Annotated in this window: 17 protein-coding genes; all 17 read right to left on the reverse strand. The window is 44.3% G+C overall.

Annotated features, from left to right (window positions below; genetic code table 11):
* Nucleotides 1–36: 36 nt before the first annotated feature.
* Nucleotides 37–1,746, reverse strand: a complete 1,710-nt coding sequence (ureC, locus tag bslm_RS18005) for an urease subunit alpha (RefSeq protein ID WP_003243090.1) — start codon at nucleotides 1,744–1,746, stop codon at nucleotides 37–39.
* Entirely contained in the window at nucleotides 1,743–2,117 is a 375-nt protein-coding gene (gene ureB / locus bslm_RS18010; RefSeq protein ID WP_003227726.1) for an urease subunit beta, read from the reverse strand. The genes ureC and ureB overlap by 4 nt, the downstream gene beginning before the upstream one ends.
* Nucleotides 2,114–2,431, reverse strand: coding sequence for an urease subunit gamma (ureA, locus tag bslm_RS18015; protein ID WP_003227724.1), 318 nt, complete (start codon nucleotides 2,429–2,431; stop codon nucleotides 2,114–2,116). Before ureA ends, ureB begins: the two co-directional genes overlap by 4 nt.
* 180 nt (nucleotides 2,432–2,611) lie before the next feature.
* Nucleotides 2,612–2,776 carry a hypothetical protein gene (locus bslm_RS21125; RefSeq protein WP_015649919.1) on the reverse strand — a complete coding sequence of 55 codons (165 nt, stop codon included), beginning with the start codon at nucleotides 2,774–2,776 and terminating at the stop codon, nucleotides 2,612–2,614.
* 172 nt (nucleotides 2,777–2,948) lie between these two features.
* Complete coding sequence (locus bslm_RS21890) at nucleotides 2,949–3,131, reverse strand: transporter substrate-binding protein (protein ID WP_003227720.1); 183 nt, start codon at nucleotides 3,129–3,131, stop codon at nucleotides 2,949–2,951.
* Nucleotides 3,132–3,428: 297 nt separating this feature from the next.
* A complete protein-coding gene (gene csbD / locus bslm_RS18025; RefSeq protein ID WP_003227718.1) occupies nucleotides 3,429–3,617 on the reverse strand; it encodes a stress response protein CsbD in 189 nt (62 codons plus the stop codon).
* A 72-nt stretch (nucleotides 3,618–3,689) separates the two neighbouring features.
* Nucleotides 3,690–4,169: a hypothetical protein gene (locus tag bslm_RS18030; protein ID WP_003244390.1), complete on the reverse strand. Its 480-nt coding sequence runs from the start codon at nucleotides 4,167–4,169 to the stop codon at nucleotides 3,690–3,692.
* Between the two features lie 155 nt (nucleotides 4,170–4,324).
* Complete coding sequence (gene rapB / locus bslm_RS18035) at nucleotides 4,325–5,458, reverse strand: response regulator aspartate phosphatase RapB (protein ID WP_003227715.1); 1,134 nt, start codon at nucleotides 5,456–5,458, stop codon at nucleotides 4,325–4,327.
* A gap of 191 nt (nucleotides 5,459–5,649) precedes the next feature.
* On the reverse strand, nucleotides 5,650–6,675 hold the full coding sequence (moaA, locus tag bslm_RS18040) for a GTP 3',8-cyclase MoaA (protein ID WP_003243488.1): 1,026 nt from the start codon (nucleotides 6,673–6,675) through the stop codon (nucleotides 5,650–5,652).
* A 15-nt stretch (nucleotides 6,676–6,690) separates the two neighbouring features.
* Nucleotides 6,691–7,479, reverse strand: a complete 789-nt coding sequence (gene fdhD / locus bslm_RS18045) for a formate dehydrogenase accessory sulfurtransferase FdhD (protein WP_003227709.1) — start codon at nucleotides 7,477–7,479, stop codon at nucleotides 6,691–6,693.
* Nucleotides 7,480–7,724: 245 nt separating this feature from the next.
* Nucleotides 7,725–7,886, reverse strand: a complete 162-nt coding sequence (locus bslm_RS21135) for a hypothetical protein (RefSeq protein WP_003227706.1) — start codon at nucleotides 7,884–7,886, stop codon at nucleotides 7,725–7,727.
* Between the two features lie 94 nt (nucleotides 7,887–7,980).
* A complete protein-coding gene (locus tag bslm_RS18050) occupies nucleotides 7,981–8,655 on the reverse strand; it encodes a vWA domain-containing protein (protein WP_038429775.1) in 675 nt (224 codons plus the stop codon).
* 52 nt (nucleotides 8,656–8,707) lie between these two features.
* Nucleotides 8,708–8,848 carry a hypothetical protein gene (locus bslm_RS21475; RefSeq protein ID WP_003227702.1) on the reverse strand — a complete coding sequence of 47 codons (141 nt, stop codon included), beginning with the start codon at nucleotides 8,846–8,848 and terminating at the stop codon, nucleotides 8,708–8,710.
* 130 nt (nucleotides 8,849–8,978) lie between these two features.
* A complete protein-coding gene (locus bslm_RS18060) occupies nucleotides 8,979–9,662 on the reverse strand; it encodes a vWA domain-containing protein (protein ID WP_003227700.1) in 684 nt (227 codons plus the stop codon).
* A 385-nt stretch (nucleotides 9,663–10,047) separates the two neighbouring features.
* Entirely contained in the window at nucleotides 10,048–11,079 is a 1,032-nt protein-coding gene (gene spoIID, locus bslm_RS18065) for a stage II sporulation protein D (protein ID WP_019712591.1), read from the reverse strand.
* Between the two features lie 195 nt (nucleotides 11,080–11,274).
* Complete coding sequence (gene murA, locus bslm_RS18070) at nucleotides 11,275–12,585, reverse strand: UDP-N-acetylglucosamine 1-carboxyvinyltransferase (protein WP_029726057.1); 1,311 nt, start codon at nucleotides 12,583–12,585, stop codon at nucleotides 11,275–11,277.
* A 33-nt stretch (nucleotides 12,586–12,618) separates the two neighbouring features.
* Complete coding sequence (locus bslm_RS18075) at nucleotides 12,619–13,359, reverse strand: YwmB family TATA-box binding protein (protein ID WP_015483817.1); 741 nt, start codon at nucleotides 13,357–13,359, stop codon at nucleotides 12,619–12,621.
* Nucleotides 13,360–13,400: the final 41 nt, after the last annotated feature.

Below are 13,400 nucleotides of genomic sequence, written 5' to 3' on the forward strand. Positions count from 1 at the left end.
CAATAGAACGGCCGGATGCACTCCGGCCGCGTCTTATCAAAATAAGAAATATCTTTGTCCAAGTGGGACATAATCGACAGGCTGGCAAGACAATTCCTCCCCGTCAGCAAAGACCTGATAGGTTTTTGGATCAATCTCAATCTTCGGCAAAGCCGAATTCAGCTTCATATCCAGCTTGCTCAGCTTTCTGATATTTTTGACTGGAGAAATCCTTTTTTCCAGCCCTAAGCTTTCCGCCACACCACGCTCTATGCTTGCCTGAGACATAAATGTAATCGAGGTTGAGCGGTTGGCTTTTCCGTAAGACGCATACATTTGGCGCATGAAAACCGGTTCAGGAGTCGGGATGGACGCGTTCGGATCTCCCATTTGCGCACGTGCAATCATGCCGCCCTTTAAGACCAGTTCCGGTTTCACGCCGAAAAATACCGGGTCCCACAGAACGAGATCAGCAAGCTTCCCTTTTTCCACCGAGCCGACCTCATGGCTGAGCCCGTGCGTAATTGCCGGATTAATCGTGTATTTGGCAATGTACCGTTTTGCGCGCACATTGTCATTCCCGTTTTCACCGGCAAGAGCGCCGCGCTGTTTTTTCATTTTATCGGCTACCTGCCATGTTCGGATGATCACTTCACCGACCCGCCCCATCGCTTGGGAATCCGATGATGTCATGCTGATCGCACCTATATCATGGAGAATATCCTCCGCGGCAATCGTCGCCGCCCTGATTCTGGAATGGCTGAATGCCACATCTTCAGGCACTTTCGCATCTAAATGGTGGCAGACCATCATCATGTCAAGATGCTCATCCATCGTATTAACGGTATAAGGAATGGTTGGCGTTGTAGATGACGGCAGAATGTTCGCGTAAGAGGCGAGCTTCATAATATCCGGAGCGTGACCGCCGCCTGCCCCTTCAATGTGATAAGTATGAATAACCCGGTCCCCGATCGCGTCGAGCGTGTTTTCCAAAAAGCCCGCTTCGTTAATCGTATCGGTATGGATGGCAACTTGAATATCAGCCTCGTCCACGACTTCCATACACGTTTTAATGGCGCTTGGCGTCGTTCCCCAGTCTTCATGGAGCTTAAGACCGATGGCGCCTGCTTCCACCTGCTCGATCAGCGGCGCTTTATCGGATGCATTCCCTTTTCCTAAGAAGCCGACATTGATCGGAAACTCCTCGGCCGCTTCCAGCATCCTCGCCATATACCACGCCCCGGACGTACATGTTGTCGCTTTGCTTCCTGTAGCGGGTCCTGTTCCGCCTCCCAAAAGGGTCGTCACACCTGAAGAAAGCGCAACTTCCATCTGCTGAGGACAAATAAAATGAATGTGCGTGTCCACTCCCCCGGCTGTTAAAATTTTGCCTTCACCGGAAATCACCTCTGTCCCCGCTCCGATGACCATGTGCGGATCGACTCCATCCATGATATCAGGATTTCCGCTTTTTCCGACACCGACAATCCGGCCGTCTTTCACACCGACATCCGCTTTGACAATGCCTGTGTAATCCAATAGCACGACGTTGGTGATAACCAAATCCAAAGCGCCGTCCTTCCCTGTGATTCTGCCGTTTTGGCCCATGCCGTCTCGGATAGTTTTTCCGCCGCCAAAGATCATTTCTTCACCGTATACTGTGAAATCCTTTTCGACTTCGATCCATAAATCCGTGTCGCCCAATCTGATTTTATCGCCCGTTGTCGGGCCAAACAGTTCCGCATATTCCTCCCGTGACATTTTCATCGGATTACACCCTCCATCCAGCCGGCTTGTTTTAAGTTGGCCAACGTTTTTTCTTTGCCGCGTTCATCGATAAACGTGTCGGCCATTCCGTTCAGCCCTCTAATTGTCTTGCGTCCTCTGATTTCCACTAGTGAGACCGTTTTCTGCTCTCCCGGCTCAAAACGGACCGACGTGCCTGATGGAACATCAAGACGCATGCCGATCGCCAGCTCACGGTCAAATAATAAAGCCCCGTTGGCCTCCGCAAAATGAAAATGCGAACCGACTTGAATGGAGCGTGATCCGGTGTTTTTTACCGTTACCTCCCGTATCTCACGGCCTTCATTAATCGTAATGGTTCCCTCAGCAATTTGAAATGCTCCCGGCTTCATGACTTCACCTCCGCAGAAATTGGCTGATGTACCGTAACAAGCTTTACACCATCCGGAAATGTGGCCTCCACCTGAATGCTGTCCAGCATCTCAGGCACACCCTCCATCACATCTTTTTCCGTTAATACATGGCGGCCGGCTTCCATCAGCTCTGCTACTCCCTTCCCATCACGTGCGCCTTCCATAATAAAGCAGGTGATATAAGCAGCAGCCTCAGGATAGTTCAGCAGAACGCCCCGCGCCTTTCGCTGTTTGGCTAATTCCCCCGCTGCAAAAATGAGCAATTTCTCTTGTTCAACTGGTGTCAGTTTCATCTGTAGTCCTCCTTCTTTTGTCATATAAAGCAGATGCGGCTACTACGAATTTGCGGAACAGTCAGGCGGGACATCACCTCCCTTTCTTCGAGAATGGGGGTCATACGGTAAGATGCCTTTCAAAGCGGCATGCCGTTTCTTCATCAGCCTTGCCATGGTCAACAACCGTTCCCCTGTCGATCACGGAAAGATCAGATTAACGCGTTTTCCAGACTGCGCTCGACTAAGATAACAAATGTCTTTTTTTCTGGAAATTTCTATAATAACTTGTCTGACTAGTTCGACAATTAAAATCTGAATTCCTTCCAATTGTTTATTAAGTAAAATATTTTTCAGATTTACCATCAGCGCTCTGGTGATTGCAAGCTGCTGCTGTTGACCGCCTTTTCGTTTTGAACAAACGTTTGATTAAAACAAATAGCCCCCTCTGTTTAGCCGGAGTCGGCCTAATACAGCGACAATCTGCCCCGGGCGAAGCTAAGGCTGTGCAAAACCATCGATTGATCATAACCAGACGTTACATTCCTGATGGCAGCCCGTTGTTTTGCTCCGCAACCGGAAGCATGGCATGGAGGCCAGTCTGAGGCGCCGACCTCCACGATACCGAGAACCCGACTATTGCCATTAACTCCGCATCATGGACGGTCACTTCGCTGATCGCCACCGTTCCTCTTAATGAGTGAAGAATTCCGGCCTTCACTGAATCCCCGCTTGTGTCGATATCAACTGTTTTCTCGCACTCCCGTGGCTTCCGACACTTTCTTCGGTGCAGTACATTCCGTCATCAAAACCCCTTTGTTTGATTTCTTCAAATGATGTTATAAAAGTTTACAACTTATGTCATCATTATATAGAAGAGGCCTATTAATTCAAAGAATATTTAAAAAATTTAGTTACCTTGACCAAATCAGCTTCTTTTTTTGTTATATTTATTCACATCAGAAAAAGCGAAAAAAAAAAGACAAGAAACATTTCGTTTCCTGCCTCTTCCGTACGATTAATCTTTATCTGAAAATTTATCCTTGGCTTTCCCGATATCCTTTTGGATTTCGCCTTTTGCCTTATCTTTTTTGCCTTCAGCCTGCATGTCCGTTCTGTCAGCCATATCTCCGACTTTATCCTTCACTTCTCCTTTGGCTTTATTGAAGCCGCCCTTCATTTTGTCTTTTACACTATCGTTACCCATGTTAATTCTCCCCTCTCAATTATGTGTGTACTTGTTAACTTCCCGATCTGAGAGGCAATAAACATTCTAATGTTATTTATCGATTTCGTAGCGCTCTCCGTAACGGAGCACCTTGTATATCGCCAGCCCGTCTGATGACTTTTTCTCCGAATATCGGACCGGCAGCAGGGCAAAAAACACATAATACGTAGAAAAATAGACAAACTGATAGAAAAACACATTCGGCTTTAATACACTGTGTATAATCAGCAGATTGATTGCAAAAATCGTGATGAGGTTAAACAAGCAGCCCCCTGCATACACGAGTGCATTTGAGAATCGATTGTCAATTTTCAACTCCCCGTACCGGCAAAAAGAATCGATAAAATAAATCGTTCTGAACCGTATGGGTCCAATTTTAAGCAGCGTTTTTCCCATGCCTATATCCAACGATCCCTTTCCGCCAAAAATAAAAGCCATAAAGCTGTGCCCTGAAACATGTATAATCTGTACAAGCGGCAGAACAATGAGGAAAGACCACAGAAACTTCACCATATCATTAAAACCAAACATTGAATTCCCCCTCACATGCATATCTGCATCCCAAAACGGCTTTTGTTCAAAAAACAGTGCTGTAGCGATTTTTCCTGTTCTCCCCGGAAATAAACGTTCCGATGCTCCCCTTTTTTTGCATAAAAAAAAACCATCTGCCAGCAGATGGTTTTGTCTCATACTTCATATAAACAATCGTTCCTTTGAATCATCTCTCTCATGCTGACCGCTTTTTCATAAAAATACACCGCTTCTTTATATTGTTCGCGATGACTGAAATAAGAGGCAGCATCTAAAGCAAATTCTTCAATATATACATACAGACCCTTTTCTTCCATATAATCAAATACTTCTTGAATCATATTCAAATTGACAGATTCCACATATAATGCCTGCAGAAATTTATATTTTGCCAGACTGAAGAAGTCGTTTCGTTTTTGGGCAATGGCAATCCCTTTTTCATAGTACCGTATCGCGGCTTCGCTATCTTGTTTTTTGAAAAGAACGCGAGTCAGGCTGAAGAGCGCTTTTGGAAGCTGTTCCAGCTGATAATCCTCGAAGACAGGAAGCGCTTTTTCAAAGTATTCGGCGGCCTGATCCAGCTCCCCCTTGTCATCATAGCAATTACCAATATTATAAAGGGCTGATCCGATCAAACGGGGCTGTCCTTCCAATAAAGCAAGGCGATACGCGTCATCTAAATGTTCAAGCGCTTTTTCATAATTTCTGTAGTCAATGTAGTTTCCTGATATGACGAAATGGCATTGAATTCTTCTGACTCTGTAAAAATCGTGAGCCTTATACGTCTCCAGCGCCTGTACGGCATGGTTCATGGAAAAGTGCGTCTGCTTCATAATATAAAAGACTTCCGCCACTTTAAAATGAAATTCCGCTCTTTCAATTTCATCTTCTACAAACGCAAGCATCTTCTCAGCTTTCCGATAAAAGGATATAGCCGAGATGTAATTGTTCTGTTCAAATTCGTACATTCCTCTAAACAAGTGAAAATAATACTCAGATAATCCGGAGATGCTGTCCTGATTGCTTTCCAGCGTTTTGATCAATTCACGATATTGAAGCTGAGATTCCTCGTGCAGGTCAGGCTTTACATAATCCAGCATAATTTGGTGCCGGTAGCTGATCAGCTGATAATACAGGAGAAGCAGCTGATCCTCTTCCATCTGTTCGATATCTAGATCAATTTCTTCTTTCAGTTTTACGGCATCAGCCACTTGAAATGCTAAAATGTGCTTATACCACTTATTGATTTTCACTCCTACTTGAGATGACGGGATCTCGTACGCGGCCATGCCCCTCCAACCCTTTCTATTTTCTAATTGGTTATATTTTATCATAATGTATGGCTTTGGAATTAAATTTTCTTACAATGATTCCTTCTTTATGCCTATCCTTATATATTTCGGTTTTTCTACGTATTTTTTGCACTCGGATTCTAATAAAAAAGCTTACCGGACAGTGCCGATAAGCTTTTGACTTCAAATTAACCGCCAATATAAGACATTTCCACTTTCTTTTTGCCAGATGCTTTTGATAGCGTACGATCGACTGAATACTGATCGATCCGATTTTTCCATACTGTCCCGATCATTTCTGATAGTTCGTCATCACTTAATTCCTGGCGAACCGGAGCTCTGAGGTCAAATCCGCTTGAAGCGAATAAGCAGGTAAACAGCTCTCCTCTCGCAGAAAGACGGGCTCTGTTGCAAGATCCGCAGAATGCATCAGATACAGATGATATGACGCCAATTTCTCCGGAGCCGTCCAAGTAGCGGAATCTGGAAGCCACTTCGCCTATATAATTAGGCGCTATCGGCTCAACCGGCATGTGTTTATTGATCAAATCTATGATTTCCGCCTTTGTCATGACGTCTTTCTTTTCCCATTGGTTGGTGTTGCCTACGTCCATAAATTCAATGAATCTCAGGATATGCCCTTTTTCTTTAAAATAACGGGCCATAGGCAGTATATCTTTTTCATTGACGCCCTTTTGAACGACCATATTGATTTTAACACCGAGCCCCGCTTGCTTCGCCGCTTCAATGCCTTCCAGCACCTTGCTGACAGAAACACCGCGCCCGTTTATCTTCTTAAAACGCTCGTCTTCTAAAGAATCAAGGCTGATCGTAACCCTTTTCAGCCCAGCCTCCTTGAGCCTCTTAGCATAAACAGGCAGCAGTGATCCGTTTGTCGTCATCGCGATGTCACGAATACCCGGTATGCGGGCCAGTTTTTTGATTAATTCCGGCATATCCTTTCTCATGAGGGGCTCTCCGCCGGTCAAGCGGATTTTTTCAACGCCAAATCTTGTGACAAACAATGTCGCAAGCCGTTCCAGCTCCTCAAATGAAAGCAGCTCCTCTTTCTTTAAAAAAGGATAATCCGGGCCGAATAATTCGGCGGGCATACAGTACGTGCATCGGAAGTTGCAGCGGTCTGTAACAGAAATGCGAAGGTCTCTCAGCGGTCTGTTTCTTTTATCCAACATCTGACGCGACTCTGTAATCATAGCTACAGCCCCTTCCTACTCCCTGATTCTCTCAGGGTGTGTATATACATTAAATGATCCGTTTCTGACAAATCCAATCGCTGTGATATTCAATTCTTCAGCCATTTGAATCGCAAGCTCCGTCGGGGCCGATTTGGAAATGACAATCGACACGCCGATTTTGGCCGCTTTTAACAGGACCTCTGATGAGATTCTGCCGCTGAACACAATCAGTTTGTCGCGTACGGACATCCCGTTTAGAAGGCAGTGTCCGTATAGTTTATCAAGTGCGTTGTGCCGACCGATATCTGTGCGCATCAACAGAAGCTTCTCTGTGTCGCAAAGCGCCGCATTATGGACGCCTCCCGTATCCTGAAACGTCCCGCTCCCTTGCTGCATGTCTTTCATAAGCGCCAGACATGCCTCAGGCGATATCTTGATTTGGCTGACAGCCGTCTTGGCTGTTTTGACATCCTGCTGAAAATAAAAATGACGGCCCTTTCCGCAGCATGAGCCGATCACCCGTTTCGTATAATCCTTTTGATCCAATGTCTCAGGGTGAACGAGGTCGACATATACAAAACCGAGACTTTCATCTATTGTAAACCTTTTAATTTCTTTTTGAAATCGTATAACACCCTCTGATGCGAGAAATCCGATGACAAGCTCTTCGATATGCTCAGGCGTACAAACGAGCGTCACAAATTCACTGCCATTCAGTATCACTGTCAAAGGGAATTCCGTCACCATCCGGTCTTCTACTTTGCTTATTTCCCCTTGTTCATAGCGCCATACATCCCTGACCGCAGTTACTTTATCGTTCAATGTCTCTTCCCCTCCGCAATGTTCCTGCCTTTATATTTTTTCACACTCCTCGGATTTTGTCGAATTCTGAGACACAAAAAGAGCCCTCTATATAAAGGGCTTTTACAGGATGTGATGACGGCGGTGTTTAGGCAGGACGCCTAAGCATTTAGCCGCCGTTCCTTTTATAACACGTGAGCACCAATGTGCATTGACAACGAACGCGGGGTTTGTCGACACGCTGAGACACCTCTGTATAAAGGACTCTATGTTTGATTATGCTGATTCTTTTTCAGAACCGTAAACAGCACAATAGCTGCGATCAAGGTGAGAATGCTGACAAAAAAGAAGGCTGCCAGTTTTAGAAGAACACCAAGCAATATGAATGCAACGGTGGCTATAAGAAAAATCATTCCGAATAATTTCATATGTTCAACCCCTTTTTAGGGTATCATTCCCGCCCAAACTGTTTTTAAACCAATAAAAAAAGGCGCCTGGGAGAGCGCCTGATCTTTAGGTTCCTTACTCAGTAAATTTTTGTGCTTCTTTTTCCCAAGCCTGTTCGAACTCATCCGCACTGTTCGCTGAAATATATTCTCCGCCGCCAGCGACAGCTGCTTGTTTCATCTCTTCATTACCCTTGACATCAAAGTTGAAGCCAATGATGTTTACAATCGTATCCACATTTGATGCACGGAGCTTTTCGATTTCTGCCGCAGGGTCTCCGCCGCACGTTTCTTCACCGTCAGTGATTAAATACACCACGTTTTTCCCGTCTGCGTCAAATGCTTCAAATTCTTTTCTTGTGTCTGCAAGTGCTTTGGCAATCGGTGTCCATCCAGTCGGCATGAGCTCACTCAATGAATTGTCAAACAGAGACCCTTCATATGGATGAAGGCCGTAAATGGTTTCCGTCGTACTGCATGAAAGGGCTTTACCGGACAGTTTATTATTCCCTGCATGCCCGAAAACGCGAAGCATAAGATTTGTATCCTTCGGAAGAAGTTCGGCAAAAGATTTTACTGATTTTTTGGCAATGTCTATTTTGCGCTCTCCTCCTGTTTTTTGAACCATACTTCCGCTTCCGTCAAACAAAACAGCTACATTTGTATCAGCCTGTTTCTCAGCGGCAAAAGACGGGGAGGCAATGGAAACAGTCAACAATCCAATGATACCGGCAGCCAGCAATTTTTTCATATGATTACTTCCTTTCTTTTTCATATTTTCCAACTATATGTTGGATTCTTCTTTATGCTAGAATACGAAAATGCAAAAAGATATAGGACATGCTGCCTTTTGTGCTGCTTTCACGATCTGTCCAAAATCGCTTGAAATGCCGTTCATTTTTAGCCATTTCCGCCCAGAAAGCATAAACAGCTTGTGTGATCATTCATTCTTTTTTCGCCTTGATTATGACAGAAAAACGGAAATCTGCTACTATGCTACAGGCAGACAGCTAATTAGTTTTGAAGTTTTTGTTACATACAAAAAGAGGCTGACCATCACCAGCCTCTTTTTTCTTATTTAGATAACATTAGTGATTGCTGAGTGAAAATTTTCTCAACATCTTTTTGGGTATAAGCCGGGAAGTATTCACCGCCGCCTACTTTCGCAATTGCGTTCAGCTGGCCTTTGTATCCCTCTTTATAATCAAAGCCGATCACATTAACAGTGATATTGTCTTTTTGCAGTTCCTTTGCTGTTTTAATCGGGTTTCCTCCGCACGTTTCCTCACCGTCTGTCAACAGATACACCACTTTTTCCCCTTTTGCATCAAGCTGGTCAAAAGAAGATTTCGCCTCGTTCAGCGCTTTGGCAATTGGCGTCCAGCCAGTCGGCCCAATTGTATTGAGAGAATTGAGGAAGCTTTGCTCGTTAAAGCTTTGGAAGCCGTATACGTTGCGAATGGCTTCACATGACTGAACTTTTCCGGAATTTTTATTGTTTCCTTCAGAGCCAAACACGCTCATTTTCACCTGAGTTCCTTCTGGCAATGAGCTCGCAAACTTTGAAATTTCTTTTTTGGCTGAATTAAATTTAGATACACCATCTATTCTTTTCGCCATACTTCCGCTGGCATCAAGCAAGACCGCCACGTTCGCCGGCGCTTTAGCCTCCGTTTCTGTCTTTTCAGCTGCAAAAGCAGGTGAAGTTAATCCAAAAAGCAATCCTGTCATCATGATCAGTGAAAATCTTTTCTTCATGTTCGTACCCCTTTACCAATTTGTTTCTGCGTGCAGATGTTCAACGCTGAACATAATCTATCGTAATCAACAAAAACCGAGAAATAAATAGGGCGGGCTTCCCCATTGCTGTTGTTTACTTTTGCATAGAAACCTATGTTTTTATTAGTGATTTCCACCTAACGCCCCTATGAAAAGAGAAGATTGTCCGCCTTTCGGCTTTCGTTATATGAGTCTGTCGAAGTCTGTCGACAAATGTGGATGACTTTACCACAATCTCAAAGCCTGAAATCAGGAAAAAAGGACTGATCCTTAAAGACGGTCAGAAGCTCCTCTAAACCGTTTCAGCTGCTCTTAGATAAAAGACATTCAAGAACAGAAAAAGACGCCCAATGGGCGTCTTTTTCTACTTTTTCGCCATATATTTATTCAAAAACGCATCTGCCTCAGAAATTTGTGTACCTTGGTAATAGTACTTTACAATGTCATCAACCGTTTTGCCTTCTTTGGCCATAAAATTCGCTCCGTATTGACTCATCCCCACACCGTGACCAAATCCTCTCGTCGTGACTGTAATTGTGTCTCCATTTCGCTTCCATTCAAAATCGGCGGAGTTGAGACCCAACTTTTCACGTATGTCTCTTCCTTTCAGCGTCTTGCCGTTAATGACGGCAGTTGCGACCTGGTGGCCCGGTGTCTCGCCGGTAATCTTCCCTACTGCGCTAGATCCATCCAGCTTGACGCCAAGCTTTTGCTGAAATTCTGCCGCTGTAAAGGTTTTCGTTGCCTTATATTTCGGAGACTTTTTATCCCATGGGCTTTTGACGCTTTTTAAATATGGGATAGCACTTGTCCAATAAGCTTCTGCATTCTCTGTGTAGCCGTTGCTTGTGGAGAAAAAGGATGCTTCAATCGGCTGGTTGTTGTACGTTAAGATTTTGCCTTGCGTACTGGCTACCGCATCTGTGATTTTCTTCAGTTTTGTCTCATAGCTTGTGCCCCACTGTTTTTTCAGCTCCGCTTTGTTTTTATACACCTGGAACATCTGTGTATCATCCACCAGTGAGCCTTTAGGAGCCTCAACCGCTGAATTTGACACCATCAGTCTGACAATAAATGTTCTGGCGGCGAGGGCCTGGGCTTTCAGTGCTTCAGATTCAAAGGTTGCCGGCATTTCGGAGGCGACGACTCCAATCACATACTCTTCAAGCGGAATGTCTTCTACGGATTGATTTGCGGTTCGATAGACGGGAATAGAAACAGGTGAAGCTTTCAATGTTTCTGCTCCTTTCGATGCTGGTTTCGTGCTGACTGCTGTCTTTTCTGATTCTACGCTGGCCCCCGCTTCCTTATTATGCTGGAATGGTATAACCAAGAGTGTGGGAACCAAGAGAATCAATGCACATAGTACGGATAGTGTGATTGCGAATTGTTTCATATTCAGCTGCCTCCTGCTCGGGATTCGACTCTAGTCTAGTCTATGGGCAGGGACAAGCTAATATGACTCTCGTTTTGGACAGAAACTTTATTTGTCATTTACGTATTCTTTTTTGCTATTTTGCGCATAATGATGATAATACACAAAAAATAAAAAACCAGTATGCCAGAGTGACATACTGATTTTCAAGTAAGTTTATGCATTTAAGTCAGAAACGACTTCTTTATTCTCTTGCTCAGAAGCAGACTCATCATTTACACGTTCGATGTCTGCGCCCAGAGCGGCAAGCTTCTGATGGAAATCAACGTAACCGCGGTCTAAGTGCTTCAATTCAGTAACACGTGTGTGACCTTCAGCCACTAACCCCGCAAGAATCAGCGCTGCACCTGCACGCAAATCAGTCGCTGCAACTTCAGCTCCCTGAAGCTGTACAGGACCGTTAATGATGACAGAACGTCCTTCAATCTTGATATCACCATTCATACGGCGGAATTCTTCCGCATGCATAAAACGGTTTTCAAAAACGGTTTCTGTAATCATGCTTGTGCCGCTTGCACGAAGCAGAAGCGCCATCATTTGTGACTGCATATCAGTCGGGAAGCCCGGGTGAGGCATTGTTTTGATGTCAATCGGTTTAAGTTCTTTCGGGCCGATGACACGCAGACCTTCACCTTCATCCTTAATTGTTACACCCATCTCTTCCATTTTTGCAATTAAAGAGGTGAGGTGTTCAGGAACCGCTCCTTTTACTAATACGTTTCCTTCAGTGATTGCAGCAGCAACCATAAATGTGCCCGCTTCAATGCGGTCAGGAATAATATGATGTTTTACGCCGTGAAGCTTTTCGACTCCTTCAATTTTGATGGTGCCGGTGCCAGCTCCGCGGATTTTCCCGCCCATGCCGTTGATATAGTTTGCTAAATCAACGATTTCGGGTTCTTTTGCCACGTTTTCCAGCGTTGTTGTTCCTTCAGCTAGAGCGGCTGCCATAATCAGGTTCTCTGTAGCTCCTACACTTGGGAAGTCCAGATAAATTTTTGCGCCTTGCAGTCGGCCTTTTACTTCAGCTTCAATGAAGCCATTACCGACTTTGATTTTTGCGCCCATTGCTTCAAAACCTTTTAAATGCTGATCAATCGGTCTGGAACCAATTGCGCATCCGCCCGGAAGTGCAACTCTTGCATGACCTGTACGCGCAAGAAGCGGCCCCATGACAAGCACAGACGCACGCATTTTACGAACATATTCAAAAGGTGCTTCAGTTTGCAAAGCGTATGAAGCATTTACAGTCACTTCATTATTTTCAAAATGCACATCTGCTCCTAAATGACGCAACACTTCGTTAATTGTATATACATCGGAGAGCGTAGGTACATCACAAATTACGCTTTTTTCTTCACTTGCTAATAAAGATGCAGCGATAACAGGTAAAACGGCATTTTTAGCGCCTTCAACTTTGACTGTGCCGTTTAACTTCTGACCGCCGCGGACGATGATTTTTTCCAAGGTATTCCCCTCCGCGTCCCTAAATTCTCTATATTAATATTCAGTCGTAACGATTGGTGTGCCAACCGTAACGGTATGTTTTCCGCCCATTCCTGCACTTCTAAGTGCAATTTGCAAATTCATTTTATGTTTCGAGGTCATAATGTACTCTTCCCACTCATCTGTAAACGCAGAAATAGAAACGAAATTTGGCTCAACTACATGTTCTACTGATCTTGCTTGAAATTCATTTAATAACTGATTTGCTTTTTTTTGCAAAACAATATTCATATTATCATCTAAGTGACCATTTAGACAAGTAAAAATAACTACTTTTTCTTGGAATATCCCAAGTGTCTCCCGTTCAAACTGTTCATATGTATCATTCCAGCTATCCGGTGTCTCTAGACTCATTTGCTCATATAATAAATACGAAGTTGGATTGTGTTTTTTGAGGGTTGTGACAAGCTGCAGTCTAAAAGAAGTACGATTTTTTTTGTCAGTATATGTGCCAATTGCCTTTATCATTTTATCTTCCCGTGCAATCACCCAATCATATTGACGATACTCTGATTTTAAACGTTGCACTTTTTGATAAAATTCTTTTTCGGTCAGTGACATGTTTTGTTTTGCATGCAATGTCCACTTATCTATTGACACATCTTGGCGTTCCATCCCCTCTGCCATCTGTGCTAACGGCGTTAATTCACTCGCATGAATGGTATGGAAAACAGCAATGACGAAGCTTAACATGACGGAAATGATAATAGCGTGGCTTACTTGTTTTTTCTTCATGTTCATCTCTCCCCCTTATCCCCAGTTTTACCGGAGGCAAG

The sequence above is a fragment of the Bacillus sp. LM 4-2 genome (assembly GCF_000978495.1).
Lineage (GTDB): Bacteria > Bacillota > Bacilli > Bacillales > Bacillaceae > Bacillus > Bacillus subtilis.

What these genes read in the sequence shown, in the direction of transcription:
- ureC (WP_003243090.1), bottom strand. Translation starts at nt 1,746, where the DNA reads ATGAAAATGTCACGGGAGGAATATGCGGAACTGTTTGGCCCGACAACG.
- ureB (WP_003227726.1), bottom strand. Translation starts at nt 2,117, where the DNA reads ATGAAGCCGGGAGCATTTCAAATTGCTGAGGGAACCATTACGATTAAT.
- ureA (WP_003227724.1), bottom strand. Translation starts at nt 2,431, where the DNA reads ATGAAACTGACACCAGTTGAACAAGAGAAATTGCTCATTTTTGCAGCG.
- bslm_RS21125 (WP_015649919.1), bottom strand. Translation starts at nt 2,776, where the DNA reads ATGGTAAATCTGAAAAATATTTTACTTAATAAACAATTGGAAGGAATT.
- csbD (WP_003227718.1), bottom strand. Translation starts at nt 3,617, where the DNA reads ATGGGTAACGATAGTGTAAAAGACAAAATGAAGGGCGGCTTCAATAAA.
- bslm_RS18030 (WP_003244390.1), bottom strand. Translation starts at nt 4,169, where the DNA reads ATGTTTGGTTTTAATGATATGGTGAAGTTTCTGTGGTCTTTCCTCATT.
- rapB (WP_003227715.1), bottom strand. Translation starts at nt 5,458, where the DNA reads ATGGCCGCGTACGAGATCCCGTCATCTCAAGTAGGAGTGAAAATCAAT.
- moaA (WP_003243488.1), bottom strand. Translation starts at nt 6,675, where the DNA reads ATGATTACAGAGTCGCGTCAGATGTTGGATAAAAGAAACAGACCGCTG.
- bslm_RS21135 (WP_003227706.1), bottom strand. Translation starts at nt 7,886, where the DNA reads ATGAAATTATTCGGAATGATTTTTCTTATAGCCACCGTTGCATTCATA.
- bslm_RS18050 (WP_038429775.1), bottom strand. Translation starts at nt 8,655, where the DNA reads ATGAAAAAATTGCTGGCTGCCGGTATCATTGGATTGTTGACTGTTTCC.
- bslm_RS21475 (WP_003227702.1), bottom strand. Translation starts at nt 8,848, where the DNA reads ATGATCACACAAGCTGTTTATGCTTTCTGGGCGGAAATGGCTAAAAAT.
- bslm_RS18060 (WP_003227700.1), bottom strand. Translation starts at nt 9,662, where the DNA reads ATGAAGAAAAGATTTTCACTGATCATGATGACAGGATTGCTTTTTGGA.
- spoIID (WP_019712591.1), bottom strand. Translation starts at nt 11,079, where the DNA reads ATGAAACAATTCGCAATCACACTATCCGTACTATGTGCATTGATTCTC.
- bslm_RS18075 (WP_015483817.1), bottom strand. Translation starts at nt 13,359, where the DNA reads ATGAAGAAAAAACAAGTAAGCCACGCTATTATCATTTCCGTCATGTTA.